This window comes from Bradyrhizobium sp. 186 (assembly GCF_023101685.1).
Taxonomy (GTDB): domain Bacteria; phylum Pseudomonadota; class Alphaproteobacteria; order Rhizobiales; family Xanthobacteraceae; genus Bradyrhizobium.
On record NZ_CP082164.1, the window covers coordinates 2,185,031 to 2,198,367 of the forward strand.

15 protein-coding genes and 2 pseudogenes are annotated in these 13,337 nt (G+C 64.8%); 6 read left to right on the forward strand and 11 right to left on the reverse strand.

The genetic code is table 11. The features are described 5' to 3' along the window. Positions 1-11 precede the first annotated feature (11 nt). Both IVB18_RS10195 and IVB18_RS10200 read right to left on the reverse strand, forming a co-directional pair. Positions 12-863, reverse strand: coding sequence for an alpha/beta hydrolase (locus IVB18_RS10195; RefSeq protein ID WP_247989043.1), 852 nt, complete (start codon positions 861-863; stop codon positions 12-14). Between the two features lie 91 nt (positions 864-954). After that, positions 955-1,650 (reverse strand): alpha/beta hydrolase, encoded by a 696-nt coding sequence (locus tag IVB18_RS10200; protein WP_247989044.1) that lies wholly within the window; start codon positions 1,648-1,650, stop codon positions 955-957. Between the two features lie 131 nt (positions 1,651-1,781). Between IVB18_RS10200 and IVB18_RS10205 the strand changes: the two genes are divergently transcribed. Continuing rightward, positions 1,782-2,414 (forward strand): ABATE domain-containing protein, encoded by a 633-nt coding sequence (locus IVB18_RS10205; protein ID WP_247989045.1) that lies wholly within the window; start codon positions 1,782-1,784, stop codon positions 2,412-2,414. Here IVB18_RS10205 and IVB18_RS10210 read toward each other — a convergent pair. Then, positions 2,401-3,063 (reverse strand): TetR/AcrR family transcriptional regulator, encoded by a 663-nt coding sequence (locus IVB18_RS10210; RefSeq protein WP_247989046.1) that lies wholly within the window; start codon positions 3,061-3,063, stop codon positions 2,401-2,403. The two genes, IVB18_RS10205 and IVB18_RS10210, sit on opposite strands and share 14 nt — an antisense overlap. Positions 3,064-3,251: 188 nt before the next feature. On the opposite strand from IVB18_RS10210, the gene IVB18_RS10215 reads away from it, so the two are divergent. The 3 genes from IVB18_RS10215 to IVB18_RS10225 all read left to right on the forward strand — a co-directional run bounded on the left by IVB18_RS10215 (position 3,252) and on the right by IVB18_RS10225 (position 5,595). Further along, on the forward strand, positions 3,252-4,103 hold the full coding sequence (locus IVB18_RS10215) for a DUF3313 domain-containing protein (RefSeq protein ID WP_247991594.1): 852 nt from the start codon (positions 3,252-3,254) through the stop codon (positions 4,101-4,103). A gap of 74 nt (positions 4,104-4,177) precedes the next feature. Continuing rightward, the gene (locus IVB18_RS10220) at positions 4,178-4,528 is read left to right on the forward strand and encodes a hypothetical protein (RefSeq protein ID WP_247989047.1); all 351 of its coding nucleotides are present in this window, start codon (positions 4,178-4,180) and stop codon (positions 4,526-4,528) included. A gap of 143 nt (positions 4,529-4,671) precedes the next feature. Beyond that, on the forward strand, positions 4,672-5,595 hold the full coding sequence (locus tag IVB18_RS10225; protein WP_247989048.1) for a LysM peptidoglycan-binding domain-containing protein: 924 nt from the start codon (positions 4,672-4,674) through the stop codon (positions 5,593-5,595). 165 nt (positions 5,596-5,760) lie between these two features. Here IVB18_RS10225 and IVB18_RS10230 read toward each other — a convergent pair. Continuing rightward, positions 5,761-5,895: pseudogene (locus IVB18_RS10230) on the reverse strand (tartrate dehydrogenase); the annotation flags it as partial. A gap of 79 nt (positions 5,896-5,974) precedes the next feature. On the opposite strand from IVB18_RS10230, the gene IVB18_RS10235 reads away from it, so the two are divergent. After that, complete coding sequence (locus IVB18_RS10235) at positions 5,975-6,892, forward strand: LysR family transcriptional regulator (RefSeq protein WP_247989049.1); 918 nt, start codon at positions 5,975-5,977, stop codon at positions 6,890-6,892. Positions 6,893-6,930: 38 nt separating this feature from the next. After that, positions 6,931-7,759 (forward strand): annotated as a pseudogene (locus tag IVB18_RS10240) (aspartate dehydrogenase). Between the two features lie 4 nt (positions 7,760-7,763). Here the strand turns inward: IVB18_RS10240 and IVB18_RS10245 are convergent. The 7 genes from IVB18_RS10245 to IVB18_RS10275 all read right to left on the reverse strand — a co-directional run bounded on the left by IVB18_RS10245 (position 7,764) and on the right by IVB18_RS10275 (position 13,280). Continuing rightward, complete coding sequence (locus IVB18_RS10245; RefSeq protein WP_247989050.1) at positions 7,764-9,065, reverse strand: sorbosone dehydrogenase family protein; 1,302 nt, start codon at positions 9,063-9,065, stop codon at positions 7,764-7,766. A gap of 261 nt (positions 9,066-9,326) precedes the next feature. Then, positions 9,327-9,536 carry a hypothetical protein gene (locus tag IVB18_RS10250; RefSeq protein WP_247989051.1) on the reverse strand — a complete coding sequence of 70 codons (210 nt, stop codon included), beginning with the start codon at positions 9,534-9,536 and terminating at the stop codon, positions 9,327-9,329. 247 nt (positions 9,537-9,783) lie between these two features. Continuing rightward, the gene (locus IVB18_RS10255; protein ID WP_247989052.1) at positions 9,784-10,410 is read right to left on the reverse strand and encodes an isoprenylcysteine carboxylmethyltransferase family protein; all 627 of its coding nucleotides are present in this window, start codon (positions 10,408-10,410) and stop codon (positions 9,784-9,786) included. A gap of 30 nt (positions 10,411-10,440) precedes the next feature. Further along, positions 10,441-11,472 (reverse strand): NAD-dependent epimerase/dehydratase family protein, encoded by a 1,032-nt coding sequence (locus tag IVB18_RS10260; RefSeq protein ID WP_247989053.1) that lies wholly within the window; start codon positions 11,470-11,472, stop codon positions 10,441-10,443. 29 nt (positions 11,473-11,501) lie between these two features. Next, positions 11,502-12,020, reverse strand: a complete 519-nt coding sequence (locus tag IVB18_RS10265) for an Mpo1-like protein (protein WP_247989054.1) — start codon at positions 12,018-12,020, stop codon at positions 11,502-11,504. A gap of 172 nt (positions 12,021-12,192) precedes the next feature. Then, on the reverse strand, positions 12,193-12,864 hold the full coding sequence (locus tag IVB18_RS10270) for an OmpA family protein (RefSeq protein ID WP_247989055.1): 672 nt from the start codon (positions 12,862-12,864) through the stop codon (positions 12,193-12,195). Further along, positions 12,864-13,280, reverse strand: coding sequence for a hypothetical protein (locus IVB18_RS10275; protein WP_247989056.1), 417 nt, complete (start codon positions 13,278-13,280; stop codon positions 12,864-12,866). Before IVB18_RS10275 ends, IVB18_RS10270 begins: the two co-directional genes overlap by 1 nt. Positions 13,281-13,337: the final 57 nt, after the last annotated feature.

Consider the following 13,337-nt stretch of genomic DNA (forward strand, 5'->3'; position numbering starts at 1 on the left):
GGTGAACGGCGTCAGGTCAGGAGGTCGCGGATGCTCTGCGCGATCTCGCTTGCATGCGTTTCGAGCGCGAAATGTCCGGTGTCGAAGAAGCGAACCACGGCCTTGGGATTGTCCCGCTTGAACGCTTCGGCGCCGGGAGGAATGAAGAACGGGTCGTTCTTGCCCCACGCCGCGAGGAACGGCGGCTGGTGCGTGCGGAAATAGTTTTGGAACGCCGGATACAGCGCCACATTGCTCTTGTAGTCGCCGAACAGATCGAGCTGGATTTCATCGGCACCGGGGCGCGCCAGATAGCAATTGTCGAGGTTCTGGCCGTCCGGCGACACCATCGTCGGATCGGGGACGCCGTGGGTATATTGCCAGCGCGTCGTCTCGGGCGTGAGGAACGCGCGTAGCGCATCCCGGTTCGCCGGCGACGGATCCTGCCAATAGGCCTTGATCGGGCCCCAGCCCTCGCTCAGGCCGTCTTCATAGGCGTTGCCGTTCTGGGAGATGATGGCTGTGATCCGCTCAGGGTGGCGGAGCGCGAGCCGGAAGCCGGTCGGGGCGCCATAGTCGAACACGTAGACCGCAAACCGGTCGAAGCCGATTACCTCGGTGAAGCGCTCGATCATGCGCGCGATGTTGTCGAACGTGTAGCTGAACGTCTCGCGTGGCGGCATGTCGGACTGGCCGAAGCCGGGAAGATCAGGCGCAACGATGTGGAATTTGTCGGCGAGCAGCGGGATCAGGTCGCGGAACATGTGGCCTGCGCTCGGGAAGCCGTGCAGCAGCAGAAGTCTTGGCGCGTTCGCGGGCCCGGCCTCGCGATAGAAGACCTTGAAGCCGTCAACGTCGGCCGTGCGATATCTGGTCGGGATCATGACATCCTCCGTTGCTGATGATTGATCGGGTGGCCTTGAGAGGGCTAGCGAGGAGAGGTCCGGCGACCTCGCAGCGTGCTGTGCAGGGGGCTTAGTTGCCGGCGATGGAGCCGATCGCCTCGCGGATGATGTCGACGACGGCCGCGGGCGCGGTGACGATGGGTGTGTGATCGACGGCATGCGATCGCACCGTCGCCTTCATGCGCTCCGCCATGTAGCGCTGCGTCTCCGGCACGATCATGCGATCCTGTCCGGCGATCAGGAACCAGCTCGGAATGTCCTTCCAGAGCGGGCGCCCGACGGGGGCCGTGATGCAGTTGAGCGAGATCGGTCGCTGCACGGCCGCGAGCACGGCGCGATCCTCCGCAGATGCGTTTTGCGCGAAAGCCGTCGCGACGGCCGCCTCGGGCAGCCAGATCAGGCCATTGTCGTCAGGGGCAAGCTTTGGCGCCTGCGGATGCGGCGGGAGACGATAGAACACGTCTGCCACCTTCTCGCCCTCGTCGGGCGCGAGCGCGGCGACGTAGACCAGCGCCTTCACCCGTTCGGGACGCGCCAGCGCGATCACGGCGCCGGCGTAAGCGTGTCCGACCAGCACGACCGGACCTTCGGTGCGGTCCAGGCTGCGGTTGAGGGCTGCGACATCGTCGGCGAGCGAGGTCAGCGGAAGCGGCGCTGCGCGCACCCTGATGGCAGCGGCCTCGAGCGCCGTGATGACACGCGCCCAGCTTGATCCGTCCGCCCACGCGCCATGGGCCAGCACCACCGTCACATCCTTGCTCGCCATCTTCGTCTCCCTAGATCTTTCATAACCCTCTTGAAGACTTCAATCAGGTTATTGATGAGTGACGTAACTTGTCAAGTGACGTGTTACAGGTTATGTGAATTGGAATGTTTCGTCTGGCTGGGGAGCCGCGCATGCAACACAGACCGCCTGCCATGTTCATTGCCGACGCGCTCGGCCTCGATTTCCTAAACTCCGTCGCGACCCCGGTCGATACGCCCGTCGAGTGGCTCGACGATGGCGATGGCCTGATCGACTGGCTCACTCAGGCCAGGCTTGTTCCGCCTGATACACTGAACGTGTTGAAGGCGCGCGCATTGCCGGGCGAACTCGACAAGGTTGCGGATCAGGCCCGCGCCTTGCGCGAGTGGTTCAGAGGCTTCGTTCGCAAGCATGCGGGCCGGCCGCTCGGACCGCAGGCGCTGCATGAGCTCGGTCCGCTGAATAGCCTTCTGGAGAGTGACGAGGCATTCAGCCAGATCGCGCCACGTGATGACGGCAGCGCTGGCGCCCTCGAGTTGCGGAGGATGCGGCGCTGGCGGTCGCCCGAGTCCCTGTTGCTGCCGATCGGCGAGGCGCTGGCGAGGTTCGTGTGCGAGGAGGATTTCGCGAATGTGAAGGCGTGCGAGGGGCATGCCTGCACGATGATGTTCGCCGACCACACCCGCAGGCGCGCGCGACGATGGTGCAGCATGGCAATCTGCGGCAACCGTGCCAAGCAGGCCGCGCATCGCAGCCGGCTCAAGACCCGTCCTATCGCTTCTTGACCAGCTTGAGAGAACGAGTGGTTCTCTGATTGCGGTGCTTGATCGCAGCGCTCTGCGCTTCGGGTGGGCTCAGGAAGCGGACGAGCATCGTCTTCAGATGCGCCGCGCTCTGTTTGATATCCAGCTTGGGATTGCGGATCGGCATCGCGCGGGATCCGTCGATGATGGCAATCAGGATGTCCGCGGTTGCGTCCGGGTCCAGTCCTGGATCCATCCGCCCCTGGCTTTGCGCCTGGCGCAGGAAGTCACCCCACATGCGCCGCACCGCCTCGGTGTGGCGTGCGATGATCTTGGCGAATTCCGGATTGCGGGCGGCCTCCGCGAGCCCATCCAGGTTGAGGATCTGGGCGGGACGAAACCGCAGGCTGGTTTCCTCGATATCGGCGAGCAGCGCCTCGATCACGTCCGGGGCAACCAGAATTTTTTCGAATCGCTCCGCCGAACGCGCGAGACCAAGGTCGATCATCGCCTCGATGATCGCCTCCTTGCTCGGAAAGTAGTGATAGAGGTGCCCCGGACTGATCCCGGCCTCAGCGCAGATGTCCGTCGTGCTGGCGCCACGGAAGCCGTCCCTGGTGAAGCAGCGGATCGCCGCGCCGAGGATCTCCCCGCGCTTCTGCTTATGCTTGACGGGGTCGACTTTCCTCAATGCGCGCGTCTCCTATCCCTTGGACGTCCCAATTAGCACGACGGTCCGCCACGAGAAAATCAAAATTAGAGAGTTCCATCTATTTATGTTGACGGGCGGCAAGGGGTGTGAGAATGATTACTAGAGTAATCTCTCTAATAAATTGTCCGAGCGCGAGCGGGACCATGCGCTTTCAATGGGCGGCCCTGATGTGTGTCACGCTTGCTGGCGGTGGGTGCGCGACCGCGCCGCTCGAACGAGCCGGCTCGCTCAGGAGCTACGACCGGATGTCGGACGCGAACGGGCTGGTGACGCGATCGCAGATCCGCGTGAACAGGAAGGACGTGCTGGCGGCGAAAACAATCCGGATCGCATCGACAGTCTTTCCCGCGCGCACCGACGTTGCGCTGAACGAAAAGGAGCGGCGTCTGGTCGCCAACGCCATCAGCCGCGAGCTTTGTCTCCGCTTGAGCGAGCGCTTCCGCATCGTTTCATCCGATGCCGACGCGGACCTCACGGTGCAGGCGACGGTCACTCATGCGGCGCCGACCAACCCGACCGCCTCCGGCGCGTCGAAAGCACTGTCGATTGCCAAGACCGTTGCGCTTCCCGCCGTGCCTGTGCCGGTGCCGAGGCTTCCGGTCGGGCTCGGCAGTCTGTCGGTCGAGGCGGAAGCGCGCGACTTCGCCGGATTTCGGAAGGCGGCGATGGTCTGGGCGCGCGGCGCCAACTCCATCACGAATTCTCCGCGGGTCGCCAACGAGGGCGATGCATACGATCTCGCGAGCGATTTCGGCGCCGACTTCGCCAAGCTGGTTGCGACCGGAGAATCTCCGTTCGGCGGCGTCCCTGCGCTGCCGCCCATGGACAGCATTCCCGTGCGGCTCGGCGGCGCGCCCAAATATGTCGCGTGCGAGGCATTCGGACGGTTTCCAGGCGTGACCGGCTTCGCGGGGCAGGGGCTCGGGCTGCCGCCTGCCTGGACGGATTCCGGCGCCAAGGACAATCCGGTCCCGGCACCGGCGCCTGAGGTGAATTCAGAACAGACACTCACGCAATGACGAACTCACGATATGGGTTGCCGCGGTGCGACGACCGAAGGTCCGGCTTCGGCCGCCGCAGATCCCTGGCTGCCATGGCCGCTGCCTTGGCTGCTGTCTTGACGCTGTCGCTGGCGGCGTGCGCGTCGACCACGGATCTCCCGCCAGCCTATCATCCGCCGCAACCGCCCAGCGCCCAGGCAGTGAAGGAGGGCGTCAAGAAGGGAGCGGCAGAAGCCAAGCTGACCGGAGGACTCGAGACATCTGCTGTCCGTGACACCAACCACGGGCCGGGATCGTACTTCGTCTGCCTGAGGCAGAGCGGCCCGTCGGCAAGTCGACGCCCCGCCTATTCGGTCTTTTTCGACGACGACAATTACAAGGGAATCCAGAGTTCGGTGATTTCCGAGGCCTGCGAAGCCGAGCCATGGGTTCCCTTCAATTAATGCCACGATACCGGGGCAGTCAGAGTGAGCGCCCCTGTCGACGGGCGTCACGGCCCGGGTTCCGTGCCCCAAATTCCACCCAATCGATGGTCACTAAGCGCCTTGGGGAGGCCTCTGCCTTCCGAGGTGGGACTGCTGGACTGATGATTGATTTAAGGCGGTTAGTCGTGCTGGCAGCGGTCGCGCTGCTCGCTTTGAGCCCCGGCATGGCCGCGGCGTCGCCCGCCAAGACGAAGGCCGCCGCGGTCGCGCCCGCCGCTCCGTCGCCCCCGCCGGTCGAGCCTCTGCCGCCGCCGAAGATCTACCTGTTCCGCGGCGCGATGGGGCCGATCTTCTCCACCGGCATGGACCGGCTCAGCGAGAAATTGACGCAGGCCGGCTTCTCCGCCGACGTCAACGAATTCACCATCTGCCGATGGATCGGCGATCGTGCCATCTCCAGCTACAAGGAAACCCCGGCGCCGATCGTGCTGATCGGCCATTCCATGGGCGGGTTGTGCTCGGTCGTCATCTCCGAGATGGCGGCCAAGGAGAACATTCCGGTCAGCCTCGTCATCACCATCGATCCCGCGCATGCGACCGGCGACGTGCCGCTCAATGTCGAGCGCTTCATCAACATCTTCCTCTCCGATAGCGTGCTCGGCGGCGGCGACGTCGTGACCAAGCCCGGCTATCGCGGCCATTATGCGAGCTTCGACCTGAAAGAGAACTCGCGGGTCAGCCACATCAACATCGAGAAGTCCGACGATATCCATCGCCAGATCATCGACATGGTGCGGCAGTTGCCGCGGATTCAGGCACAGGCCGATGCCGTGCCGCTGCGCTACCTCGTGCCGGGGGACACGCTGGTCGAATTGTGGGATAGCGGCGTGCGGCTCCCGGTCCGCCGGGGCGACACCATGGAGAGCATCGCCGCGGCCAATCGCGTGCCGTTGTGGACACTCGTGCAGAGCAATTCGCTGCCGGAGAACGCACCGCTCACGCCGGGTCAGTCCATCATCGTCCCGCGCCATCTGACGCCGCCCGAGCCGGCCGCCGCCATGGCGACGCCACCGGGCCGGAGGTAGGCACCTTATCGCTGCGGAAGCGGCGTTTCTTGAACGGGCGGACGTTCCACAAACTCGTCATGCCCGGGCTTGTCCCGGGCATCCACGTCTTTGTTTCTACGTGGAAAGAACGTGGATGGCCGGGACAGGCCCGGCCATGACGAAGAGCGCGAGATTTATCGACCCTCAAACGTTCGACCCGTTGATCGCGTCGATCGCGGCGTCGGTCACCTCTTTCGTCGTCGCCTTGCCGCCGACATCCGGCGTCAGCACGCCGGCCGCGCAGACGCGCTCGACGGCCGCCATGGCGGCAGCGAGCCTAGGCGGTGAGAGAGACGCAATTGGCGCTGGTTTATACAAGAAAATGATATAATCCTCTCACAGGCGAGAGGACCGGCGAATGGAATTGTATCAGCTCCGATGCTTCGTGGCGGCGGCCGAGCAGTTGCATTTCGGCCGGGCAGCGCAGCATCTTCAGATGCTGCCCTCTGCGCTCGGACGTCAGATCAGGCTGCTGGAGGAGGATTTGGGAACGCGGCTGTTCGCGCGGACGACGCGCGCGGTGTCGCTCACCGAGGACGGCGCGACGCTGCTTCGCGACGCGCGTGCCATCCTCGCCCGTGTCGAGGCGGTCGAGAGCAATTTGCGCAACCGCTCGCGCGCAGGGGCTGCTCGAAAACTCCGGGTCGGTGCGATCGACAGCGCGGCGGCCGGGCTGTTGCCGTCGCTCTTGCGCGATTTCCGCGCCAAGCATCCGGAAGTCGCGGTGCAGCTTCTTGAAGACAAGACCGTCCGGCTGCTGCCAAAGATCCTGACCGGCGCGCTCGATCTCGCCATCGTCCGTCCGCCCGACAGCGCGGACAAGCGGCTCGAATTCCGCCACCTCCTGCTGGAGACGGCGATCGTGGCGTTCCCGCAGCGGCACGCGCTGGCCGCGCGCAACTCGATCACGCTGGCGGAGATCGCCGAGGAGGCGATGCTGGTGCCGGACCGCCGCTCCAGGCCGCACAGCCATGACCTCACCATAAAGCTGTTCGAGCAGGCCGGCTTGACGCCGCGCATCGTGCAGGTCGCCGATGAGAAGCAGACCATCATCAATCTGGTGGCAACGAAGCTCGGGGTCGCGATCGTGCCGCGCTGGACGACGCGGATGGCGGTCACCGGCGTGCGCTTCGTGTCGCTCCGGCCGAAGCAGAGCGGTCCCGTCGGCCGGCTGCCTCTTGCTGCGGCATGGCTGCGCGGCTCACGCGACCCGGCCCGCGATGCGATGCTGTCTGTGCTCGAGGCGCGCCTGCGCAGCTATGCGCGGGACGCCTGAGAGGCTATGACACCAGCCTGGACAGAAGGTGTGACGCGATGACGGATGAGAGAGCTTCGAAGCCGAGCGACTTGCGGGTTGCCATCGCAGGACTGGGCTCGATCGGCACCAAGATCGCGACCGCCATCGATCAGGGCATCGAGGGACTGACGCTGTCCGCCGTGGCGGTGCGTGATCCCGCAAAGCATCAGGCATTGCTCGGTAGCCTGCGCCGCCCGCCGTCGGTGCTGCCGATCGACCAGCTCGGCGACGCCGCCGACATCGTGGTCGAGTGCGCGCCGAGCCGGCATCTGCGCTCCATCGTGGAGCCCGCGGTGAAGCGCGGCAAGGCCGCGATCGTCGTCAGCGTCGGCGCGCTGCTCGACAATTCCGATCTCATCGATCTCGCCCGCGCCAATGGTGGCCGCATCATCGTGCCGACGGGCGCACTGATCGGGCTCGATGCCGTGAACGCTGCGGCGGTCGGCACCATCCATTCGGTGAAAATGGTCACGCGCAAGCCGATCGACGGGCTGAAGGGCGCCCCGTTCATAGTCGACAACAATATCGATATCGACAATCTGCGCGAGCCGCTCAAGCTGTTCGAGGGCACCGCGCGCGAGGCGGCAAAAGGATTTCCGGCCAATCTCAACGTCGCGGTGGCGCTGTCGCTCGCGGGCGTCGGGCCCGACCGCACCTCCGTGCAGATCTGGGCCGACCCGACCGTGACGCGCAACGTTCACCGCATCGAGGTCGAGGCTGATTCCGCGCGCTTCGATGTCGATCGAGAACATCCCCTCCGAAAATCCCAAGACCGGGATGATCACGGCGCTGTCCGTGATCGCGCTGCTGCGCAAGCAGCGCGCTACGCTCTGCGTCGGGACGTAAACTTTTAAGCGCCTGTCACACGCCAGATCACGTTGCCGACGTCGTCGGCCATCAGCAGCGATCTGTCGGGACCGATCGCCACGCCGACCGGACGGCCGTAAGATTCCTTCTCGTCCGGCGCCAGGAAGCCCGACAGGATGTCGCGCGCAGGACCAGAGGGGCGGCCGTTCTCGAACGGGATGAACACGACCTTGTAGCCGGAGAGCGTGCTCCGATTCCACGAGCCGTGCTGGCCGATCACCATGCCGTCCGGAAAACCCGGCAGCGTGCCTGATGGCATCCAGCACAGGCCGAGCGAGGCGGTGTGGCCGCCGAGCGCGTAGTCGGGTGTGATCGCCTTGGCGACGAGCGCCGGATCCTGCGGCACGCGATCGTCCACCGTCTTGCCCCAGTAGCAATAGGGCCAGCCGTAGAAGCCGCCGTCGCGCACCGAGGTGAGATAGTCGGGCGGCGTCTCGTCGCCGAGGCCGTCGCGCTCGTTGACGACGGTCCAGAGCACGTTCGTGTTCGGCTCCCAGGCGAGGCCGACGGGATTGCGCAGGCCGGCACCGAAGATGCGGTGCGTGCCGGCGACGAGATCGAGCTCGTAGACGGCGGCGCGGCCTTCCTCGACCTCCATGCCCATCTCGGCGATATTGGTGAGCGAGCCGACGCCGGCATAGAGCTTCTTGCCGTCTGGGCTTGCGAGCAGGCTCCGCGTCCAGTGTCCGCTCGGCTTGAAGGTGGTGAGCCTTTTGCCCGGTGCGGTGATGCGATCGGCGTTCGCGACGTAGGGAAACGCCTTCACGCCGTCGGTGTTGCCGACATAGAAGGTGTCGCCGACCAGCGCCATGCCGAAGGGCTGGCTCAGGTTTTCCATGAAGGCACTGCGCTGTTCGGCAACGCCGTCACCGTCCTTGTCGCGCAACAGCGTGATGCGGTTGGCGCTGACGCCGAGCGCCGCGGCGCGCCGCATCGTCGCCTGCATCGCGTAGTGAAACACGGACCTCGGCGCTCCCGCGATCTGCGTCGCTTCCGCAATCAGCACGTCGCCGTTGGGCAGCACCTCGATCCAACGCGGATGGTCGAGCCCGGTCGCGAACGCATTGACCTTGAGCCCGGGCGCGACTGTCGGCTTCTGTCCCTCGCTCCAGCCCCTGGCCGTCGGCATCTTCAAGGTCGGCAGCGCCCCTTGCGGCTTCGCCTCCGGGATCGCCGGCGCTTGGCCCCAGGCCGGCGCGGGCCCAGTGCCCGACAGCTTCCGCCATTGCAGCGCGATGCCGCCGACGAATGCGACGAACTGCGCAAAGATGCTGGAAAAGGTCATGAAAATCCCCTGTTGAACGTGTGGCACTGTCCAACGCCGGATCGTCCAAGCCCCGCGCGGGCTCAGACCTAATCTTCGCCTGATGTTGACCTCTCCAGATCAACGATGGGATGTCGTCGTGCCTTTTTGCGTGCGCATCCAACTTGGTGGCGGCAAAAAGGTCAACCGGTGCCGGCCTGCTTCCGGCCGCCTGGGGCGCAGATGGCAGCACGTCGAATTTGCATGGCACGGATGCAAGAGGTCCGCTTTTGTGTGAGGCGATCAGCGGCCGATCTGCCGCTCCAGCCCCCGCGCCGCGCGAAACTCATCGAGGTGATGGATGTTCGGCGCGAGCGCCGCTTCCTTGGACAGCAGATGATAGACGCGAGCGACCGTGCGCTGCTTCTGCTTCGTCCGCCCGGGCGGCAGCCCCCGCGCCTTGCGCACCGCGGCGATCGCGTGCTCGCGAAAATAATCGTAGGAGTCCGACATGGCTCGATGCTCTGCGGCTGGTGCGTGCGTCGAGGGAGTAACGGGTAAGCAGAAAGGCGGTTCCTGGCTGAATGTTCCAACCTGCTGATCCCTCACCGTCATCCTTCGAGGCTCGGCCAGCGATGCATTCGCATCGCAAAACCTCGCACCTCCAGCGACAATGGCTTCGCCATTGCGCGGGGATGACGGAGTCAGCAGCAATGCCGTTGCTGGCGGTGTGAAGGAAACTCCCGCGCTCGCTCTTCCCTCAGCGCGGCGACAGGAACGGGATGATCATCGGGACGCGGCGGCAATAGGCGCTGTAGGCGTCTTCGCCGAGCTCCTTGGACAGAAACACCTCTTCCATCCGCCCCTTCTGCCACATGCCGAGCGAGATCAGGATCGCGCCGAGGATCGCCGTCACGGTGCCGACCGCGATGCCGGTGGCGAGCATGCCGGCGATCAGGCCGGTGTAGATCGGATGACGCACGATGCCGTACGGGCCGGTGTCGACGACGCGGTGGTCTTCCTTGTGGGTGATGGTGTTGGACCAGAACTTTCCGAGATGCAGCCGTCCCCACCAGGTGAAGGAGATGCCGGCAAGCACGATCAGGGCAACGATATAGACGCCGGTATTGCCGAACACCCAGAGCGGCTTCTCGCCGAGCACTTCCGCCGTCCACGGCGTGAACAGGATGCCGCCCACCAGGATCGGGATACGATAGCGGCCGGATTCCAGCGTCATCACCTGCTTCTGGGTGCGGCCCTGCCAGAACGAGGCGCCGACCCAGCTTGCGAGCCAGGCGAGCCAGATCAGTGCGAGCAGTTGCGTCGGCCAGGTCGTGGTCCAGCCACCCCAGGCGACAGAGAGAAGCTTGCTGAAATCAAAGGACATGCGGAAAGGTTCTTTGGGTTGGGCGGCAGCTCAGCTGGCGCGCGAGGAGAGCGCGTGACGCTCGATATTGCCGGACGCTGACGCGCCGCCGCGGGCGAGCAGATGGGTGATGGTTTCGCGCAGCACGGGCTCGATCGGACGCGGCGAATAGCCGAGCTCGGTACGCGCCTTGCCAATCGAGAGGTCGCTCGCGGCGAGCGCGATGCGCACGCCCTCGGCGGTGCCATTGGGCGGCCGGCGCGTGATGCGATCGGAGAAATATTCGAGCATGATGCCGGAGAGCTCGGCGATCTTGCCGGGAACGACGACTGGAAACTGCCGGCGGCCGCTCATCGCGGACATCATCCGCAGGATCTGGCCGAGCCTGACGCAATCGCCGCCGAGGATGTAGCGCTGGCCGATGCGGCCGCGTTCCATGGTCAGCACCAGGCCCATGGCGACGTCGCGCACGTCGACGAGATTGACCAGGAAGTTGAGGTGCGGCTGCACCTTCTTCTGAAGGAAGTACCACAGCATCGCGGTCGGCGGCGTCAGATTGTGGTCGGCAGCACCGATCGGCATGGTCGGCGTGCCGATGACGAGCGGGAAGCCCGCAGAAGCGGCCTTCGCCGCATGATGCTCGGCGAGCGACTTCGATCGCGTATAGGCGCCGGGCATCGCCTCGGCCGGCTGGAGCGCCTCCTCGGCGGCAACGCCGTTGAGCTTCGAATAGGGGAACAGGATCGATTCCGTCGAGCAGTGCAGAAAGCGCGACACGCCGCGCTTCATCGCGGCCGCGAGCACGACCTCGGTGCCGCGGCAATTGACGTGGTAAAAGTCTTGCTTGTTGGCGACCCACATCCCGGGCAGGCCGGCGAGGTGATAGACCTGATCGACACCGGCAAGCGCGGCATCGACCGCGGCACCGTCCAGCACCGAGCCATGGGCATATTCAACGTCCGCGTTCGCCGGGGCCGGTGGACGGACATCGAGAATACGCACCCGCTGCCCACGGGCGCGGAGCGCTTCGACGAGATGATGTCCGATGAAGCCGCTGCCACCGGTAACCAGTACGAGAGCCATGAAGAAGGTTTGCTGTTCCGCTCTGGAAGCTATCGGGTTGAAAGGGAATTGGTCGGAAGAGGCGCCAAAATCGCGGCAAGGTCGCGACGGAAGCCCAGTGCAATGAATAATTTCGCCATGACAAACACCGGTCCAAGCAGGAAATGGGTGGGATGGTCGACCATCGAAGGTTGCCGCTCCTCGAATACCCGATGGCCGATGATCTGCGCGGCGACGCCGAACCCAATCAGCACGGCAAAAATCGACCACATCATGGCGATCGAGACCTGATTGCCGATCGCGGTTGCGACCGAAAGCAGCACAATCATCGCCACGAGGATGCCGAGGCCAATCCCGGCGTCCAGCATCAGCCAATAGACCAGCACCGGCAGGGCTAGAATCACCGCCAGGCTCACCTCGATCCCGAACACATTGAAATGCACCAGCGTCAACGGCAGCACCGCCCCGGTGAAGAGCAGGAGGATTCCGACCACGTGCATCGCGCAATTCCAGGGATCGCGATGATATTCGACGTAGTCGGCCAGTTGGCGTTGAAAAGAGCCAGCCATCTTGGTCTCGTGCAGCAGGGGATCGGGGAAGGACGAATAGAGGCTATAGCACCGGACTGGGCAGTGCACAAACCTGCGCTTTTGTCGCGCAAGGCCCTAGCCTCGCGCCCGGGACAGGTAGCAAAACGATCAGGACTTCAAAGGGTTCCGGTAGAGACCGGGATGCGCCCGCTCAGCGTTTCTTGGCGGGCTTTTTCGTCGCAGGCGCAGGTGCCGCAGCCGGACGCGCAGGCTCCTCCTCCGGAAGCTTGGCAAAGGTCAGGATCTGCAACTGGCCGTTGACGGCCGAGGTCGGCCGCGCGCGGTCGAGAAATTGCTCCTCGCCGAGGCCGATCGGATGGAGCCGCTTGGTCGATATCTTGAACGTGTTCACCAGCACGTCGCGGATCGCGTCCGCACGGCGCTGGCTCAGGATCGCATTGGCTTCCCGCGTCTTCGAATTGGATTCGACGCGGCCGACGATCAGGAACGTGTAGGGCAGCAGCGAGGCATGAACCAGCGCATCCGCGATGCGGCCGACGGCCTGATAGGAGGCCGGCTGGATGATCGGCGTATCGGCGTCGAACTGGATCTGCGCGGTGAAGGTGGGCAAATTGGCGAGGTCGGACACGATCAGCGGCCGGTTCACCGGCCCCGGATCGTTCTTGATCCTGGCCTTGGCCCGCTCCATCACCTGCTGCTTCAGCGCGGGGATGTCGATCTCGGCGGCCTGTTCGAAATGGTTGAGCTTGCCGACGATGTCGTCGCGGGTCGGCGGCGCCGTCTGCGCGCTGGCTGCCCCCGCGAGCAGGGCCAGGCCGAGCGCGATGCCAAGTCCGGCGGTGCTAAGCCCGGTTGCGCGCATCATCGATATCCCGCGTCGTCGACGGCCTTCAGGCAGTTGTTGCTGATGCCCTTGGGCGTCGAGATCAGGCAGGGGACCGCCTTGCTGGTCTCTTTGGTCGAGCCATTGCAGACCTTGACGATCTCGCGCTGGCAGGCGTTCGCCACCGTGACGCGGGCAGCGACGCGCTTCTGGATCGCATCGAAGGCGCCGAGATAGTCGCTCTGGCACTGTGGGGAGAGCACGTCGCGGTTGCGGGACAGGCACTCCTTGAGGCGGGTCGAGTCCGGATTGACGCCGCGGCAATTCGCGACGATTTCCGCACCGCAACTTTTGGCCAGCATCCCGATCGAATCGCCAAAGCTCATGGTCTCCGCCGCCGCAAGCGACGGCATAACCGATGCCAGCACGATCAATGTAATGGAGCCCCGGACCATGGGTGCATCTGATACGGGGAAGTTCGCGATGGTCAAGGGCTGTTCGGACCAGAACTG